16 protein-coding genes and 1 pseudogene are annotated in these 15,078 nt (G+C 68.3%); 3 read left to right on the top strand and 14 right to left on the bottom strand.

The genetic code is table 11. The features are described from left to right. The 11 genes and pseudogenes from AVE30378_RS29680 to AVE30378_RS29630 form a co-directional block, all read right to left on the bottom strand. Positions 1-210: pseudogene (locus tag AVE30378_RS29680) on the bottom strand (hypothetical protein); the annotation flags it as partial. A gap of 175 nt (positions 211-385) precedes the next feature. Beyond that, entirely contained in the window at positions 386-985 is a 600-nt protein-coding gene (locus AVE30378_RS29675; protein ID WP_129246396.1) for a glutathione S-transferase, read from the bottom strand. Positions 986-1,009: 24 nt separating this feature from the next. Next, complete coding sequence (locus AVE30378_RS29670) at positions 1,010-2,722, bottom strand: FAD-dependent oxidoreductase (RefSeq protein WP_129246394.1); 1,713 nt, start codon at positions 2,720-2,722, stop codon at positions 1,010-1,012. A gap of 5 nt (positions 2,723-2,727) precedes the next feature. After that, on the bottom strand, positions 2,728-3,456 hold the full coding sequence (locus AVE30378_RS29665) for an SDR family NAD(P)-dependent oxidoreductase (RefSeq protein ID WP_129246393.1): 729 nt from the start codon (positions 3,454-3,456) through the stop codon (positions 2,728-2,730). Between the two features lie 9 nt (positions 3,457-3,465). Continuing rightward, complete coding sequence (locus AVE30378_RS29660; protein ID WP_129246391.1) at positions 3,466-4,218, bottom strand: SDR family NAD(P)-dependent oxidoreductase; 753 nt, start codon at positions 4,216-4,218, stop codon at positions 3,466-3,468. Positions 4,219-4,245: 27 nt separating this feature from the next. Further along, complete coding sequence (locus AVE30378_RS29655; protein WP_129246389.1) at positions 4,246-4,965, bottom strand: ABC transporter ATP-binding protein; 720 nt, start codon at positions 4,963-4,965, stop codon at positions 4,246-4,248. After that, entirely contained in the window at positions 4,958-5,722 is a 765-nt protein-coding gene (locus tag AVE30378_RS29650; RefSeq protein ID WP_129246386.1) for an ABC transporter ATP-binding protein, read from the bottom strand. The genes AVE30378_RS29655 and AVE30378_RS29650 overlap by 8 nt, the downstream gene beginning before the upstream one ends. Further along, complete coding sequence (locus AVE30378_RS29645; RefSeq protein ID WP_129246384.1) at positions 5,719-6,708, bottom strand: branched-chain amino acid ABC transporter permease; 990 nt, start codon at positions 6,706-6,708, stop codon at positions 5,719-5,721. Before AVE30378_RS29645 ends, AVE30378_RS29650 begins: the two co-directional genes overlap by 4 nt. Further along, positions 6,705-7,607 (bottom strand): branched-chain amino acid ABC transporter permease, encoded by a 903-nt coding sequence (locus AVE30378_RS29640; protein ID WP_129246382.1) that lies wholly within the window; start codon positions 7,605-7,607, stop codon positions 6,705-6,707. Before AVE30378_RS29640 ends, AVE30378_RS29645 begins: the two co-directional genes overlap by 4 nt. A gap of 67 nt (positions 7,608-7,674) precedes the next feature. Next, positions 7,675-8,889 (bottom strand): ABC transporter substrate-binding protein, encoded by a 1,215-nt coding sequence (locus AVE30378_RS29635; RefSeq protein WP_129246380.1) that lies wholly within the window; start codon positions 8,887-8,889, stop codon positions 7,675-7,677. 78 nt (positions 8,890-8,967) lie between these two features. Next, on the bottom strand, positions 8,968-9,762 hold the full coding sequence (locus AVE30378_RS29630) for an SDR family NAD(P)-dependent oxidoreductase (RefSeq protein ID WP_129246378.1): 795 nt from the start codon (positions 9,760-9,762) through the stop codon (positions 8,968-8,970). 203 nt (positions 9,763-9,965) lie between these two features. Between AVE30378_RS29630 and AVE30378_RS29625 the strand changes: the two genes are divergently transcribed. Continuing rightward, positions 9,966-10,643, top strand: a complete 678-nt coding sequence (locus AVE30378_RS29625) for a GntR family transcriptional regulator (RefSeq protein ID WP_129246376.1) — start codon at positions 9,966-9,968, stop codon at positions 10,641-10,643. 4 nt (positions 10,644-10,647) lie between these two features. Here the strand turns inward: AVE30378_RS29625 and AVE30378_RS29620 are convergent, their stop codons facing one another. After that, complete coding sequence (locus AVE30378_RS29620) at positions 10,648-11,298, bottom strand: carbonic anhydrase (protein WP_129246374.1); 651 nt, start codon at positions 11,296-11,298, stop codon at positions 10,648-10,650. Positions 11,299-11,581: 283 nt separating this feature from the next. Here AVE30378_RS29620 and AVE30378_RS29615 point away from each other — a divergent pair, with 283 nt between their 5' ends. After that, on the top strand, positions 11,582-12,811 hold the full coding sequence (locus AVE30378_RS29615; protein ID WP_129246372.1) for an MFS transporter: 1,230 nt from the start codon (positions 11,582-11,584) through the stop codon (positions 12,809-12,811). Here the strand turns inward: AVE30378_RS29615 and AVE30378_RS29610 are convergent. Continuing rightward, positions 12,798-13,136 (bottom strand): FxLYD domain-containing protein, encoded by a 339-nt coding sequence (locus tag AVE30378_RS29610; RefSeq protein ID WP_129246370.1) that lies wholly within the window; start codon positions 13,134-13,136, stop codon positions 12,798-12,800. The two genes, AVE30378_RS29615 and AVE30378_RS29610, sit on opposite strands and share 14 nt — an antisense overlap. Positions 13,137-13,488: 352 nt before the next feature. Between AVE30378_RS29610 and AVE30378_RS29605 the strand changes: the two genes are divergently transcribed. Continuing rightward, the gene (locus AVE30378_RS29605; protein WP_129246368.1) at positions 13,489-13,824 is read left to right on the top strand and encodes a PsiF family protein; all 336 of its coding nucleotides are present in this window, start codon (positions 13,489-13,491) and stop codon (positions 13,822-13,824) included. A gap of 212 nt (positions 13,825-14,036) precedes the next feature. On the opposite strand, the gene AVE30378_RS29600 is transcribed toward AVE30378_RS29605, so the two are convergent. Further along, on the bottom strand, positions 14,037-15,077 hold the full coding sequence (locus AVE30378_RS29600; protein ID WP_129246366.1) for a cyclase family protein: 1,041 nt from the start codon (positions 15,075-15,077) through the stop codon (positions 14,037-14,039). Position 15,078 lies beyond the last annotated feature (1 nt).

Genomic DNA, 15,078 nt, shown 5'->3' with positions numbered 1-15,078 from the left:
GGGGGCGGCGACTCCGGCGGACGGCGCCGGCGGGACGTGGCCGGCGCGGGCCAGGCGCTGGGCTTCCCAGGCGGCGGGCACGCCGCGCCCGGCGGCGCTTTTCGCGGCTTGTTCGGTGGTCCAGGCGGGGCGGGTTTCGTCCAGCATCGGGATGCGCGCCGGGTAGGGCGCGGCGACGCGGGGGATGGCGGAGATCGCGGCGACGTTCATGCGGGGCTCCCTGTCGTGGTTGGCCTGCGGGCAGGCCGGTCCAGCGGGGTGACGACTTCAATGTAACAGGAATACCCCGTCAGGAAAAAGGGGCGGCACCTGTTACCGATGTCCTCGCACACGTGTTACCCATGTCCCCGCGCGCCGGCTTTCGCCTGGGGCCGCCCCGGCCCGCTCAGGGCTTGGTGGCCTGCATGGAGGGCCGCTGGCTGAAGGTCTCGTACCAGGCGGCCGTGGCCGGGTGCGCCGCGCGCCAGTCCAGGTCCGGGAAGCGGAAATCCAGGTAGCCCAGGGCGCAGCCGATGGTGATGGTGCCGATGTCCAGGCGGCCGGCCAGCGCGGCCGCGTTCTTCTCGATCAGGGCCAGACCGTCGCGGACCTTGCCCAACTGGCCCTGGACCCAGTCGTTCCAGCGCAATTCCTCGGGACGCAGCGCGGTTTCGTAGCGGGCCAGCAGCGCCGCGCCCAGCATGCCGTCGGCCATGGCCTGTTCGGTCAGGACCGGCCAGCGCGCCTTGCCGGCGGGGAACAGCGCGCCGCCGCCCAGCTCGTTCAGGTATTCGCACACCACCCGGCTGTCGAACAGGACCTGTCCGTCGTCGGTGATGAAGGTGGGCACCTGGCCCAGCGGGTTGCTGGGGATGATGGTCTGGTCGCGGGCGACCGGGCCGGCGGCGCTGGGCAGTTTTTCGATGCGGTCGGCCAGGCCCAGTTCGTGCGCGATGACCATGCACTTGCGGACGAACGGCGAAGCGGGCGAGAAGAAGATTTTCATGGGGATCCTTATCGGTGGAAAGCCTCAGTGTTGGGCATGGGCCAGGTGTTGTCCAGCGACCCAGCCGAAAGTCAGGGCAGGGCCCAGCGTGATGCCAGGGGCGGGATAGGCGCCGCCCATGACGGACTGCATGTCGTTGCCGGCCACGTACAGGCCGGGGATGGGGGCGCCGTCCGCGTCCACGGCCTGGGCGTTCGCGTTGGCGGAGACGCCGCAGGCGGTGCCGATGTCGCCCGCATACACCTTGACGGCGTAGCAGGGGCCATCGTCCGCGATCGGCGCCAGGCAGGGATTGGGCTGGTGGTCCGGATCGCCCAGATAGCGGTTGTAGGCGGTGCCGCCCTTGCCGAAGTCAGGGTCTTCGCCTCGCGCCGCGTGCGCGTTGTAGCGGCGCACCGTGGCCACTAGCGCGTCGGCCGGCACGCCGAGCCTGCCGGACAGCGCCGCCAGCGTGGGCGCCTGGATCAGGTAGCCCTGGTCGATCAGGTGCTGGCGCGGCCGGCCGCCGGGCAGCGCGAGGCCCAGGCCCCAGGTGTCGATGAAGCGCTGGTCGCAGATGAGGAACGCCGGGATGCTGGGCGCCGTTTCGTGGCTGCGGTACATGGCCTGCACGAACTCATGGTAGGACGTCGATTCGTTGACGAAGCGCTCGCCGGCGCCGTTCACGGCGATGAGGCCGGGCTTGGCGCGGTCCCACACCAGGTGCGGGTAGCGCAGGGGCTGGCCGTCCCCGGATTCCAGGATGGAAACGGGCGCCCAGAACGCCGGGCTGGCGTAGCCCGCGCCCAGGGCGGCGCCCGCCTGCTCCGACAGCCGGATACCGTCGCCCGTGTTGTCCCGGGGCGACATGGACCAGTCGCCGGTGGGCTGCGGATAGGCGGCGGCGCGGCGCTTCGGATCCCACGGAAAGCCGCCCGTGGCCACCACCACGCCGCGGCGGGCGCGGACGTTCAGCGTCTTGCCGCCCCGCGACACCGCCGCGCCCAGGACGCGGCCGGAGGCGTCGCGGATCAGGGCGCGCACGGGTGTGTCGAGCCAGTACTCCACGCCGCGCGCCAGCAGGCCATGGAAGAGCTGGGCGGCCAGGGCGTTGCCCAGCAGCAGCCGGGTGCCGCGGTGATAGCCGCGCGCGCGGTCGGCCGCGTAGCGCAGCACCAGCTTGATGCTGTGGCGCCAGGCCGCGAAAGAGCGGGTGGCGCGCAGCAGGTGGCGCACGTCGGTGATGTTGACCATCATGCCGCCCAGCACGGTGAATTCCTTCAAGGGGTCGCGCAGTTCGCGGAAACGGCGGCCCAGCTTGCGACCGTCGAATTCCACCGGGTCCAGCGAGCGGCCGCCCATCGCGGCGCCGGGGCGGTCGGGGTAGTAGTCGGGCGACGCGGTGCGCGCGGCCACTTGCAGCAGGCCGCGCGAGCCCAGGTAGTCCAGCATGCGCGGGCCGGCATCCAGGTAGGCGCGCTTCATGTCGTCGGACGCCGCCGCGCCCACGGTCTGTTCGAGGTAGGTCCAGACCTTGTCGAAGCTGTCGGGATGGCCCGCCGCCTCCGTCTGCGCGTTCAGCGGGATCCACAGCGCCCCGCCCGAGATGGCGGTCGATCCGCCGATGCGGCCGGTCTTCTCGACCAGCAGGACGTCCAGCCCTTCCTCATGCGCGGTCAGCGCTGCGGCCATGCCCCCCGCGCCCGCGCCGACGACCAGCGCGTCCACTTCCCTGTCCCATTCGATGCTGCTGTCCATGCGGCTTACGCTCCCGATCCGCCCAGCGATTTGCCGCCGTCCACGAAGATGACCTGGCCGGTGATGAAGTCCATGTGCGGCGCGGCCAGGAAGGACACGGCATTGGCGACGTCTTGCGGCTGGCCCGCGCGGCCGGTGGGCTGCAGGGCCAGTTGCGCGGCCAGGCGGTCGGGCGACAGGTTGCGCAGGAGCGGCGTGTCGATGAGCCCGGGGGCGATGGCGTTGACCAGGATGCCGCGCGGGGCCAGTTCCATGGCCGACGCGCGGGTATAGCCCACCAGCGCCGCCTTCGAGGCCACGTAGTGGGGATGATTCCTCGCGCCCAGATAGGCGCGCGACGCGATGTTGACGATCTTGGCGCCCGGGGCCATGCCGAGCGCGGCTTCCTGCGTCAGCGTCGCCACGGCCAGCAGGTTGACCTCGAAGGCGCGGCGGTAGTCGTCGCTGGCCACGTCGAAGAATTTGCGTTCGTCGAAGACGCCCGCGTTGTTGACCAGCGCGCTCAGCGGGGCGCATTCGCGGGCCAGCGCGCGCGTGGCGGCCTCGTCCGTCAGGTCGACCACGCGGTGCTCGACCGCCAGCCCCTGTTCCCGGAGCTTGCGGGATTCCCGCTCCGCCAGTTCCGCGTTGCGGTCCGCCATCGCGACGCGAAAGCCGTCGCGCGCCAGGCGCTCGACGATGGCCAGGCCCATGCCGCTCGCGCCGCCGGTGACCAGTGCCGTACCCAGATCCATGGTCTCTCCTTATACGGCCAGGTAGCCGCCGTCCACCGGCAGCACCGCGCCATTCACGTAGCTGGCCATGTCCGAGGCCAGGAAAAGCACGGGGCCGACGATCTCGTCGGCCCGGCCCGCGCGCGCCAAGGGCGCGCGCTGCATGTACCAGTCGGTGCCGTGGGCCTGCGCCCGCTGGCCGGCCGTCATCTCGGTTTCCATCAGGCCCGGCGCCACGGCGTTCACGCGCACGCCGTGCGGCGCCAGGTCGCGCGCCAGCACTTCCGTGAACGAGCGCACGCCGCCCTTGGACACCACGTAGCCCGCGGTGGAGATGCCGCATCCATAGGCCACGATGGAACACAGGTTGACGATGGCGCCGCGCGTCGCCTTTAGCTGTTCGACAAAGGCGTGGGTGACGTTGAAGGTGCCCTGCAGGTTCACTTGCATGACGCGGTCCCAGATCTCGGGCGTGCGCGGATCGTCGAACGGCGCGCGCGCCGAGATGCCGGCGTTGTTGACCAGGACGTCCAGGTTGCCGTGGCGCGCCGCGCATTGCGCGGCGAAGGCGCGGACGGCGTCCGCGTCGGTCACGTCCAGCACGGCGTCGCTGGCCTGGCCGCCTTCGGCTCGGATGGCCTGGGCGGAGCCGGCGGCCAGGCCGGCGTCCACGTCGGCGACGATGACCAGGGCGCCCTGCCGGGCAAAGCCCTGCGCGATGGTGGCGCCCAGGCCGCGTCCGGCGCCCGTGACGAGGACCCGCTTGTCTTGCATCTGGATCATGGGTTTTCCTTGCGAGGTTGCTGTGAACTAGGCGCCGAGATAGGCGCGCTGCACGCCTTCGTCGCTGGCGAGCGTGGAGGATTCCCCCTCCAGCGCGATCTCGCCGTTTTCCAGGATGTAGGCGTAGCTGGACACCGACAGCGCCAGCTTCACGTTCTGCTCCACCAGCAGGATGGTGATGCCTTGTTCGCGGTTGAGCCGCAGCACGATGTCGAAGATCTGTTCGACCACCAGCGGCGACAATCCCATGGACGGCTCGTCCAGCAGGATCATCCGCGGGCGGGCCATCATGGCGCGGCCCGTGGCCAGCATCTGCTGTTCGCCGCCGGACAGCGTGGCGGCCCTTTGTTCATAGCGTTCGCGCAGCCGGGGGAAGATGCCGCAGACCATGTCCAGGTCCTGCTTGACCGCCGCGCGGTCGCGGCGCAGGTAGGCGCCCATCTCCAGGTTTTCGCGCACGCTCATTTCGCGGAAGATCTCGCGGCCTTCGGGCACTTGCACGATGCCGCGGCCCACGACCGCGTCCGCCGGCAGGCGGTGTATCGGTTCGCCGGCGAAGCGCACGCTGCCGGCGGTGGCGGAGACCAGCCGGGAGACGACGTTGAGCGTGGTGGACTTGCCCGCGCCGTTGGCGCCCAGCAGCGCGACGACGGCGCCTTGCGGCACCTTCAGCGACACGTCCTGCAAGGCGCGTATGTTGCCGTAGGCGGCCGATACCGCGTCGACTTCAAGCAGAATTTCAGCCACCGGCGGCTCCCTTGCCCAGATAGGCCTCGATCACGCGGGGATTGCTGCGCACCTCCGCGGGCGTGCCCTCGGCGATCTTCTCGCCGAAGGACATGACGGTGATGCGATCCGAGATCGACATCACCAACTGCATGACGTGCTCCACCAGCAGCACCGTGATGCCGTCGCGTTCGCACAATTCCGTCAGCAGGCGGTCCAGCGTCTCGATCTCGCGGTTGCGCAGGCCGGCCGCGGGTTCGTCCAGCAGCAACAGCTTGGGCGAGATGGCCAGCGCGCGCGCCAGCTCCAGCATCTTCTGCCGCCCGAAGTCCAGGCTGCACGCCGGCGTGTCCAGGTAGTCGGACAGGCCCACGCGTTCGAGCAGGTGTTCGACGCGTTCGCGGGTTTCGGCCGCGGCCGGGCGCAGCAGCTTGCCCGCGGTGTCGGCGCCATGCGCGTAGGTGCCGAGCAATGCGTTCTCGCGCACGCTGAGCGCGCCGAATAGTTCCAGGTTCTGGAAGGTGCGCGCCACGCCCAGCGCCGCCATTTCATGCGGCTTTTTCGCCGTGATGTCGGCGCCGTCGAACCGGATGCTGCCGCTGCTCGGGCGGTAGTAGCGCGAAATGCAGTTGAACGTCGTGGACTTGCCGGCGCCGTTGGGGCCGATCAGCGCATGGATGCGGCCGCGCTCGACCTGCATGGACAGGCCGTTGATCGCGGTCAGCCCGCCGAACTTCACGGTCAGCCCCTGTACGTCCAGATAGGGATGCGCGCTCATGCCGCGCTCCTTTCCGTCGGTTTGGCGGCGCCCGCGGCGTTGCGCGGCGCGGCGGGAAAGGGGGCGCGGCGGCGCGTCCCGCGGCCGGCGAACAGGCCCTTCGGCGCGAACATCATGAAGCCCATCAGAATGAAGCCGTAGATGATTTCCTGGAACGACAGGGCCTGGCGCAGGAGTTCGGAGATCAGGCCGAAGACGATCGCGCCGGCGATGGCGCCGCGCACGGAGCCGATGCCGCCCACGACCACCATCGTGAGGATCAGGATGGTGGTCTGGAATCCCAGGCTTTCGGGGTGGATGAACGACGCGAACGTCGTGTACATGCCGCCCGCGATGCCGGCATAGGCGGCCGACACCGTGAAGGCGGCGCGCTTGACGGCATTGACGTTCACGCCCATGGCCTGCGCCGCCACGTCGCTTTCACGCACCGCCCGGAACGCCGAGCCGAGCTGCGAGCGCGACAGGGCGATGGTGGCCGCCAGCAGCAGCGCGGCGATCAGCACGACGAAGGGGTAGGCCTTCAGGTCGGAGGACAGCTCGTAGCCGAACAGCGTGGCGGGCGAGATCCGGAAGCCGTTCGAACCGTTGGTGACCGATTGCCAGTTCAGGAACACCCATTGCATGGCCTCGCCGAACGCGAAGGTCGACAGCGCCAGATAGATGTCGCGCATGCGCAGCGCCAGCGCGCCGATCAGGTAGCCGAGCGCGGCCGCCAGGAGGCCGCCCGCGACGATGGAGATGAAGAACGGCGGGTGCCACAGGTTGTTGACGAGGCCCGCGGTATAGATGCCCACGCCATAGAAGGCGGCGTGCGACAGTGCGAACTGGCCGGTCTCGCCGATGACCACGTGCAGGCCCAGCGCCAGCACGACGAACACCATCAGCAGGTTGACGACGTAGATGACATAGCCGCTGGCCACGAAGGGCAGCGCCGCCAGCACGGCGGCCGTCAGTGCCAGGAGAATGCGGTCGATCTTGTTGCTCATACTTTCTTCACCTGCAGTTTTCCGCCCAACAGGCCTTGGGGACGCAGCAGCAGCACCACCATGATGGCGACGAACGGCGCGACCACGATGGCGTTGGTCGAGATGAACAGCCCCACCAGGTTCTCGGCCACGCCGATCACGAAGCCGCCCACCACCGCGCCCGGAAGGCTGGTGATGCCGCCCACGATCGCGGCGGCATAGGCCAGGATGGCGATATGGCCGATGTCCGGGGTGATGAGGATCTTGGGCGTGATGAGCAGCGCGGCCACCGCCGAGATCAGGCCCGACAGCGCCCACACCATCATGCGGATGCGGGCCAGGTTCACGCCCACCAGGCGGGCCGCCTTCGGATTCATGCCGACGGCGCGCATCGCGCGGCCGACGCGGGTATAGGTGAACATGAAGAACAGCAGCAGCATGACGCCCACCGCCACGGCGAGGATCACCAGGTCCAGTTGGGTCAGCACGGCGTCGCCGATGATGACGGCGTCGGTGGGCGCCAGCGGCGGCAGCGAGCGCGGGGTGTCGCCCAGGCCCGTCTGCCGCACCATGCCTTTCAAGGCATAGGCCAGGCCCAGCGTGGCGATCACCATCTGCACGCCCACGCCCTTGGAGGCGATGACGCGCTCCATCACGACGCGCTGGAACAGGCCCGATACGAGGGCGACCGCGGCCAGCGTGACCGGGATGACGGCCAGGTAGGGCCAGCCCATCACCAGCGTGAGGAACAGCGCGATGTAGCCGCCGACCATGAAAACCTCGCCCTGGGCGAAATTGGGCACGTCGGTGGTCTTGAAAATGATCACGACGGCGACCGCCAGCAGCGCGTACACGCTGCCCGTCACCAGTCCCGACAGCACCCCCTGCTGCAGGAACAACCAGATATCGGCAAAGCTCATGATGGTCTCCGGCCACCCGCGCAACGCTGCGCCGTTGCGCGGGCCGGCCTGTTTCGGGGCCGCGGGTCTACTTCTGGTACTGCCAGGTGCTCTTGAACGCGCCGGGCACGAGCGACATATTGGCGCCGTCGAACTTGATGTAGATGGCGGATTCCTGCGCGGCGCGGTCGTCCGGGCCGAACTCGATGGGGCCGGCCATGACCTCGGAGTCGAACTTCATCGTTTCCAGCGCCTGCAGGACCTTTTCGCGCGTGGGCTGCGGACCGGCGGCCTTGAGCGCGTTCACCACCGCCATCGCGGGCGGCAGGCCGTAGGGCATGTACGACTGCGGATAGCCCGGCTTGGCGGCCAGGTCGGGGTAGGACTGCTTGTACATGTCGTACACCCAGGTCAGCTTGGGGCCGCCGGGCAGGTCGGACAGCACGTCCTGGATGTAGACGTTCTTGAAGGCGTCCTTGTTGCCCACGTTCTCCACCAGTTGCTTCAGGTCGGCGGTGCCGTTCACCGCCAGCACGATGGGCTTGTTCCACCCCAATTCCTGCGCCTTCTTGATGATGAGCGCGGCGGGGCGGGCGTAGGTGGTCAGCAGCAGCACGTCGGGGTTGGCCGCGCGGATCTTCAGCATCGGCGCGGTGACGTCGGTGATGTTCGGGTTCACCGACTGCACTTGCAGGGCCGGGTCGCCCAGTTGCCTGGCCTGGGACTGCGCGGCTTCGAGGTTCCAGCCGCCGTACGCGTCGTCGTGGTTGATGTAGCCGATCTTCTTCGCTTTCAGGTGTTCCGAGGCGAACTGCACCATCGATCCGCCCACCGCGTGCTGCGAAATCGAGAAGGCGCCGTAGATGTACTTGGAGGGCGGATAGAGGGCGCCGTCGCCCGAGGCGTTGAGCATCACGAGCGGCACTTTCTCGCGTTCGACGTATTCGCGCGCGGCCACCACCGCGGCCGAGCACGATCCGCCGTTCAGCAGGAACACCTTGTCCTGTTCGTTCAGCTTCTTCACCGCGGCGACCAGGTCGTTGGCGTTGCAGCGGTCGTCTTCGATGACGAGTTCGATCTGCCGGCCGTTCACGCCGCCTTCCTTGTTGACCTTGGCGTACCACATCTTGGCGGCGTTCATCACGTCGAAGCCATAGGCCATGCCGCTGCCCGACAGGGGCGCGAACATGCCGATCCTGATGGTCTTGTCCGTGACGCCCGGCTCCTGCTGCGCCTGCGCGCCTGTCGATAGGGCCCACGCGCACAGCGCGGCAGCCGTCGCGTAGCGACTACGTTGATTCATGCTTTGTCTCCCGTTTCTGGATGCGCGCCTGTGTTTGCGCGGCGCTTTGCTGCGGTGGCGGCGGGCCGCCGGAATTTCCTACTGCATGCGGTAGCCGCCGTTCACGTCGATGACGCTGCCGGTGATGTATCCGGCCTCTTCGGAGGCCAGGAAGCGCACGGCCGCGGCCACGTCGTCCACGGTGCCGATGCGGCCGAGCGGAATCGCCTGGGCCGCCGCGGCGAGCGCGCCGCTGCTGGTGACCGTGCTGCGCAGCATGTCCGTGTCGATCAGGCCGGGCGCGACGCCGTTGACGGTGACGCCCAGATGCGCGGATTCGCGCGCCATGGCCTTGGTCAGGCCCAGCACGGCGGATTTGGCGGCAATGTACGAGGCGCTGGAACGGTAGCCGCCCAACTGCGCGGCCACCGACGTGAAAGTGATGACGCGGCCGTGCGCGAGCGGCGCGGCTTCGCGCCGGCGCAGGTAGGCGCGCCCGCACAGGAAGACGCCGCGCGCGTTGACGGCGAAGCTGCGTTCCCAGATATCGAGCGTCGTGTTCTTGATCAGCGGGCGTTCGCCGTCGTCCTGGAACAGCAGCAGGCCGGCGGCGCTGACCAGCACGGCGATCGGGCCGTGCCGGGTTTCGATCTCGTCGAACGCGCGTTCGACCGCGGCTTCGTCGCTGACGTCGAAGGCATGCGCGGCGTGCGGCGGGCCGAGTTCGTCGGCCACGCGCCCGGCGCGCCGGGCGTCCACGTCCGAGACCACGACGCGAAAACCCGCAAGCGCCAGTTCCCGGCAGACGGTGGCGCCGATGCCGCCGCCGCCGCCGGTCACGAGCGCGAGACGGGGGGCGGCGCCGGATGCGGCGGGCGTGGATACATTGGACATGCTGTCTCCTTGGTGGCGTGCCGCAAGCCCGGGGATGGCATGGCCGCTGTCGTTATTTTTTGCGATTATGTATACATGACGGATAGGCAGGTATAGGGGCTTACCCTGAACATCGTTTGATCTACAGCAATCATCCTAGGGAAAGCGAGAGTGCAACCCCTTGACAGGATGGCGCAAGTATCCTTCATGTATACAATGCGGGTATGGATACGCTATCTCAACACGTTACCGATACGCTGCGGGACTGGGTGCTGCATGGCAAGTTCAGCCCCGGCGCGCGCCTTGAGGAAATCCCGCTGGCCGAGAAGCTGGGGGTGTCGCGCACGCCAGTGCGCGCCGCGCTGGCGACGCTGGGCAACGAAGGTTTGCTGGAGCACCTGCCCAAGCGGGGATACACCGTCCGCGCCTATGACATCGCAGAGATCGTGGCCGCCTATGAGGTGCGCGCCGCGCTGGAAGGGCTGGCCTGCCGGCAGGCAGCCTTGCGCGGGCTATCGCATGACGCGGTGGCGGTGCTGAAGAATTGCCTGGACGACGGCGACCGCATCCTGGCGAAGGGGGAACTGCTGCCCGAAGACCACCTTCCGTACCAGAAGGTGAACATCACGCTGCACAACGGCATCCTGGAGGCGGCGGGCAATCCATGGGTGAAGCGCTTCGCCACCCAGGCGCAGGCCATTCCGTATGCGTCGGACCGGATCATCCTGTGGGAGGACCACGGGATCATCCTGCGCTCGCATGACGACCACCACCGGATCGTCAGCGCGATCATCGCCCGCGACGGCGCGCGCGCCGAAGACCTGATGCGCGAGCACGTCTATTACGCGGGCATCATCCTGAAGAACAACTACGAGCGGCTGGCGCAGGCCTACCGGGTGTGAAGTCCTAGGCGACGATGCCGGTTTCCAGGCAGGGGTTGAATTCGCCGGTTTTCGGGTCGCGCAGGAACAGGACGCCGGTCGCCACGCCGAAGTACGTGCCGTGCAGTTCCAGTTCGCCCTTTTGCACGCGGCGGCGGATGGACGGGAACGTCATCAGGTTGTTCAGGCTGTGTTCCACCGTCGCCAGTTCAAGGCGCTTCAGATTGGTCTGGCGGTCCCCGGTGACGGGGCCCAGGCGTTCGGCCACGGGCTCGATCTGCGACATCCACTTGCCGATGAAATCGCCCTTGGAGAGGGGCTTGGCGTCGTCGAAGAAGGAGCGGATGCCGCCGCAGGAGGCGTGGCCCAGCACGACGATGTGCTTGACGTTCAGGCCGTTGACGGCGAACTCGATGGCGGCGCTGGTGCCGTGGTAAGAGGATTCGGAATCGGGGTCACAGGGCGGCACCAGGTTCGCGACGTTGCGGATCACGAACATTTCGCCGGGGCCCGCATCGAAAATGACTTCGGGCGATACGCGGGAGTCACAGCATCCGATGATCAGGATTTCCGGGCTTTGCCCAGTTTCGGCCAGCTTCTGGTATCGGCTGCTTTCCGCATGGAAGCGGCCTTGCAGGAATGATTGGTAGCCTTCGGTGAGTCTTTTTGGAAACATGATCTTTTCTTCCTCGTAGCGGAGCCAGGCTTGCTGGCGCGCCGACACACGCAACAAGGGGCTTCGTTTGGAAGCCCCTTTTCATCGAGTCGACACACGGAATTTTCCCACACTTGGCCCGGCGGACCCCGGGCTAGACCCTGAGGGAATGAGGGTTTTTGCGGCGGCCGGGACCGGCGATACGGTATATACGAGAAGGGTTATCATTTGAAATAACGCGCTGTGACAGGGGTGCCATTCCCTGCCGCCGCGTTGAGTCCACGCTGTCCAACCAGGTCCTTCCATGAATTCCAATCCCGACACCGATGTACCGCCGGCAGTTGCTTTCAGCCTCAAGCCGCTGATGTTCGAAACCTTCGCGTGCACGCTCGCGATGATGTCTTTCGTCGCGTTGATCGGGCCCATCGCGCGGGTGCTCGGACTGGCGCCCTGGCAGGCGGGCCTGGCGGTGACGGTGGGCGGCATCGCCTGGGTGCTGTTCGCTCGCCGCTGGGGCGCGGCCAGCGACAGGCTGGGCCGCCGGCGCATCATTCTGCAGGGGCTGGGCGGTTTCGTGCTGACTTATGCCGGCCTGTGCGCGTTCGTGATCGTCGCCCTGCGCAATCCGCTGCCGGTCTGGCTGGCCTTCGCGGGCGTGGTGGTCTTGCGCGGCATGGCCGGCGGCTTCTATGCGGCCGTGCCGGCCACCGGGGCGGCGCTGATCGCCGACCACGTGCCGCCGGAAAAACGCGCGGGCGCCCTGGCGATGCTGGGGGCCGCCAGCGGCCTCGGCATGGTCGCCGGGCCGGGCGTGGCGGGAATGCTCGCTGCGCACAGCCTGGAATTGCCGCTCTTCATCACGGCGGTGCTGCCCTTGGCCTCGCTGGCGGTCCTGTGGCGCTGGCTGCCGCGCGCCGAGCATCACGCAGCGCCGGATGCGGCCGCGCTGAAAATCGGCGATGCGCGCCTGCGCCGTCCCCTGGCGGTGGCTTTCACGGCCATGTTCAGCGTCATCGTGGCGCAGGTCGTGGTGGGCTTCTTCGCGCTGGACCGCCTGCATCTGGATGCGCCCGCCGCCGCGCGCGCCGCCGGCATCGCCCTGACGGTGGTCGGCGTGGCGCTGATCCTCGCCCAATTACTGGTCCGCGGGCTGGGTTGGCCGCCCGAGCGGCTGATCCGCATCGGCTGCGCGGTTTCCGCCGTCGGTTTCGGCTCGATCCTGTTCGCCGCGACGCAGCCGTTCCTGTGGATCGGCTATTTCGTCGCGGCCGCGGGGATGGGCTGGGTGTTCCCCTCGGTGACGGCCCTGGCCGCCAATGCCGTGAACGCGAACGAACAAGGCGCCACCGCGGGCACGGTCGCCGCCGCCCACGGCCTGGGGATCATCCTCGGGCCGCTGGTCGGCACGCTGGTGTACGACATCGACCCTGGCGCGCCCTACGCGCTGATCGCGGCGCTGCTGGCGCTGGCGGCGTTGTGGCCGGCCCGCGCCAAGGCGGGCATGGCCCCGCTGGGCGCCGCTACCAGGCGTTGACGTCCAGCGCCGTGACCCGGGTGAACTGCAGGGGCGTGACCGCCCTGATCTGCTTGATCTGCCCCGGCGCCAGGGGGCCGGACACGTCGTCGCGCACTCGGCCCACTTCCCGGCCCTGCTCGTCGTACAGCACGAAAGTCAGCAGGACGCCGTTGATGGGGCGCGCGGACTGGTTGGCCAGCAGCCCGGTGATGGCCGAGAGGTTCTGGTTGACGTCGCGCACGGCCTGGACGTTGCCCAGCGTGACGCCATAGACCAGCCCCTGCGCGCTGGCGGCGCAGGACAGCCCGGCGAGCAAGGCGAAAGCGGCAAGAACGGGTTTCATGGCGGTCTCCTGGGTAGGCCGGCATGCTTATCTCACACCTTTCCGGGCCCGGGCACAACGGGTCGAATGGATGAATGGGTAACAGCTTGCGAACCATGGCCGCAAATTCGGCGGTGAATGCGGCGGGTGCGCCGGAATATCGCGGAATTGCGGATTCTACGCGCGGCGCCAGGGGCCGCGCGGCGTCCCTTCAGCGCGCCGTAAGGCCTTGGCGATTCTTGACTGTCCGGGCTCTTGCGGAGGCGTCCGGTTTGTTCGATGATGACCGGGCCGGCGATTGGGCCGGCGGATCGTGCGGCCCGTCTTTGCGCCAGACCAGACGCCAGGCGCGCGGGCGCCCAAGGGAGGAACCATGCTTTCCCGTACCAGCCAGTTGGCTTCCGCCATCCTGTTGTCCGCCTGCTTCGCCGGGGCGGCTCTTGCCCAGACCCCCGCCGCGCCAGCCCCCGCCAAGACGCCCACGCCGCAGCAGCAGCGCATGGCGGACTGCAACAAGTCCGCGGAAGGCAAGAAGGGCGACGAGCGCAAGGCCTACATGAGCAGTTGCCTGAAGGGCGAGACCGCCGCGCCCGCCAAGCAGTTGACGCCGCAGCAGCAGAAAATGAAGGACTGCAACGCGAAGGCCGGCGAGCAGCAACTGACCGGCGACAAGCGCAAGACCTTCATGAGTACCTGCCTGAAGGGCTAGGGCCTATTAACACTCGGCGAGTGTCTGACACCCATGGGAATGCACGTCGTATTGCACGGGCATTTCAGGGGTGTCAGACACTATCTGCACCGACACTTCATGGCCGGTGTCTGACACCCAATGGGATTGCACGTCGTATTGCACGGGCGTTTCAGGGGTGTCAGACACCCACCTACCAACGAGGTGCAATCCCGTGAGTGTCAGACACCCATCTACACCGTCGCGATCGGCGTCACCGGCGAGCCGATGGCATGCGGCAGGCGCAGCGGGGGCGCCGTCAGCATGAAATGGTGGCGGCCGTTGGCGTGCAGCCAGTCGGCCAGGTCCTTCAGGTACCACAGCTCCGCCAGGGGCAGGCCCAGCTTGAACAGGCAATGGTGATGCAGGGGCAGCATGGCGCGCGGGCCGCTCTTTTCGCGCGCCGGGTAGGCTTCCACCGCGTAGTTGTCGGCACAGATGGCGGCGATGCCGCTGTCGGTGATCCATTGCAGCAGCGCGGCGTCGGTGCCGTCCAGCGCCGCGCCGTAGCTGTGCAGCACTTCGGCGTCGGGCTTGCCGTCCATGGCGACGACCGCTTCCGCATAGCCGGTGCGCAGCACCAGCATGTCGCCCGCTTCGACGCGGATGCCGTCCGCCTCCAGGGCGCGCGTCAGTTCCGCGTGGCCGACCAGCGTGCGGCCGGGGCCGTAGTGGCGGAACAGGTCCACCAGCACGCCGCGTCCCTGCATGCCTTTCTGGGCCAGGTTCTCCACGCCCAGCTTGAGCGCCGCGGACGGGCCGCCGCTGTTGCAGCCGCAGCCGGTGTGGTCGCCGTCGGCCGGGCCCACGACGTCCACGCCGGCCTGGAAGCCGTTGTAGTAGCGAAGTTCGGCCTTGCCGTCGCCGTCGGCGTCGAACAGCGCGCCCACGTGCGCCAGAGCATCCCACTGGGTGGAGTACTGCATGGACAGCAGCACCTGGTCGTCGCTCAGCACGTCCACCGCGTCCGGGTTGACGTTGCGCAGCGGGAAGTTCAGATAGGGCGTGTCCGCGAGACGGGTGGGGCTCAGTTGCGGCGGATGGCGGCGCGGGTTGAGCACGTTGCCGCCGGGCAGGTCCAGCGGCAGCGACAGGCAGAAGGTCTTGCCGGCGCGGATTTCGCGCGCGCCTTTCAGGACCTGTTCTTCGGTGATGAGGTTCAGGCGGCCGAGTTGGTCGTCGGGCCCGAAGTCGCCCCAGTTGGAGCCTTCGGGCCGGTGTTTCCAGCGCTGCATG

The sequence above is a fragment of the Achromobacter veterisilvae genome (assembly GCF_900496975.1).
GTDB classification, from domain to species: Bacteria; Pseudomonadota; Gammaproteobacteria; order Burkholderiales; family Burkholderiaceae_B; genus Achromobacter; species Achromobacter veterisilvae.
This window is presented reverse-complemented; position numbering and strand designations above follow the sequence as displayed.

What these genes read in the sequence shown, in the direction of transcription:
- AVE30378_RS29660 (WP_129246391.1), bottom strand. Translation starts at nt 4,218, where the DNA reads ATGATCCAGATGCAAGACAAGCGGGTCCTCGTCACGGGCGCCGGACGC.
- AVE30378_RS29650 (WP_129246386.1), bottom strand. Translation starts at nt 5,722, where the DNA reads ATGAGCGCGCATCCCTATCTGGACGTACAGGGGCTGACCGTGAAGTTC.
- AVE30378_RS29675 (WP_129246396.1), bottom strand. Translation starts at nt 985, where the DNA reads ATGAAAATCTTCTTCTCGCCCGCTTCGCCGTTCGTCCGCAAGTGCATG.
- AVE30378_RS29665 (WP_129246393.1), bottom strand. Translation starts at nt 3,456, where the DNA reads ATGGATCTGGGTACGGCACTGGTCACCGGCGGCGCGAGCGGCATGGGC.
- AVE30378_RS29625 (WP_129246376.1), top strand. Translation starts at nt 9,966, where the DNA reads ATGGATACGCTATCTCAACACGTTACCGATACGCTGCGGGACTGGGTG.
- AVE30378_RS29640 (WP_129246382.1), bottom strand. Translation starts at nt 7,607, where the DNA reads ATGAGCTTTGCCGATATCTGGTTGTTCCTGCAGCAGGGGGTGCTGTCG.
- AVE30378_RS29670 (WP_129246394.1), bottom strand. Translation starts at nt 2,722, where the DNA reads ATGGACAGCAGCATCGAATGGGACAGGGAAGTGGACGCGCTGGTCGTC.
- AVE30378_RS29635 (WP_129246380.1), bottom strand. Translation starts at nt 8,889, where the DNA reads ATGAATCAACGTAGTCGCTACGCGACGGCTGCCGCGCTGTGCGCGTGG.
- AVE30378_RS29600 (WP_129246366.1), bottom strand. Translation starts at nt 15,077, where the DNA reads ATGCAGCGCTGGAAACACCGGCCCGAAGGCTCCAACTGGGGCGACTTC.
- AVE30378_RS29610 (WP_129246370.1), bottom strand. Translation starts at nt 13,136, where the DNA reads ATGAAACCCGTTCTTGCCGCTTTCGCCTTGCTCGCCGGGCTGTCCTGC.
- AVE30378_RS29605 (WP_129246368.1), top strand. Translation starts at nt 13,489, where the DNA reads ATGCTTTCCCGTACCAGCCAGTTGGCTTCCGCCATCCTGTTGTCCGCC.
- AVE30378_RS29620 (WP_129246374.1), bottom strand. Translation starts at nt 11,298, where the DNA reads ATGTTTCCAAAAAGACTCACCGAAGGCTACCAATCATTCCTGCAAGGC.
- AVE30378_RS29615 (WP_129246372.1), top strand. Translation starts at nt 11,582, where the DNA reads ATGAATTCCAATCCCGACACCGATGTACCGCCGGCAGTTGCTTTCAGC.
- AVE30378_RS29645 (WP_129246384.1), bottom strand. Translation starts at nt 6,708, where the DNA reads ATGAGCAACAAGATCGACCGCATTCTCCTGGCACTGACGGCCGCCGTG.
- AVE30378_RS29630 (WP_129246378.1), bottom strand. Translation starts at nt 9,762, where the DNA reads ATGTCCAATGTATCCACGCCCGCCGCATCCGGCGCCGCCCCCCGTCTC.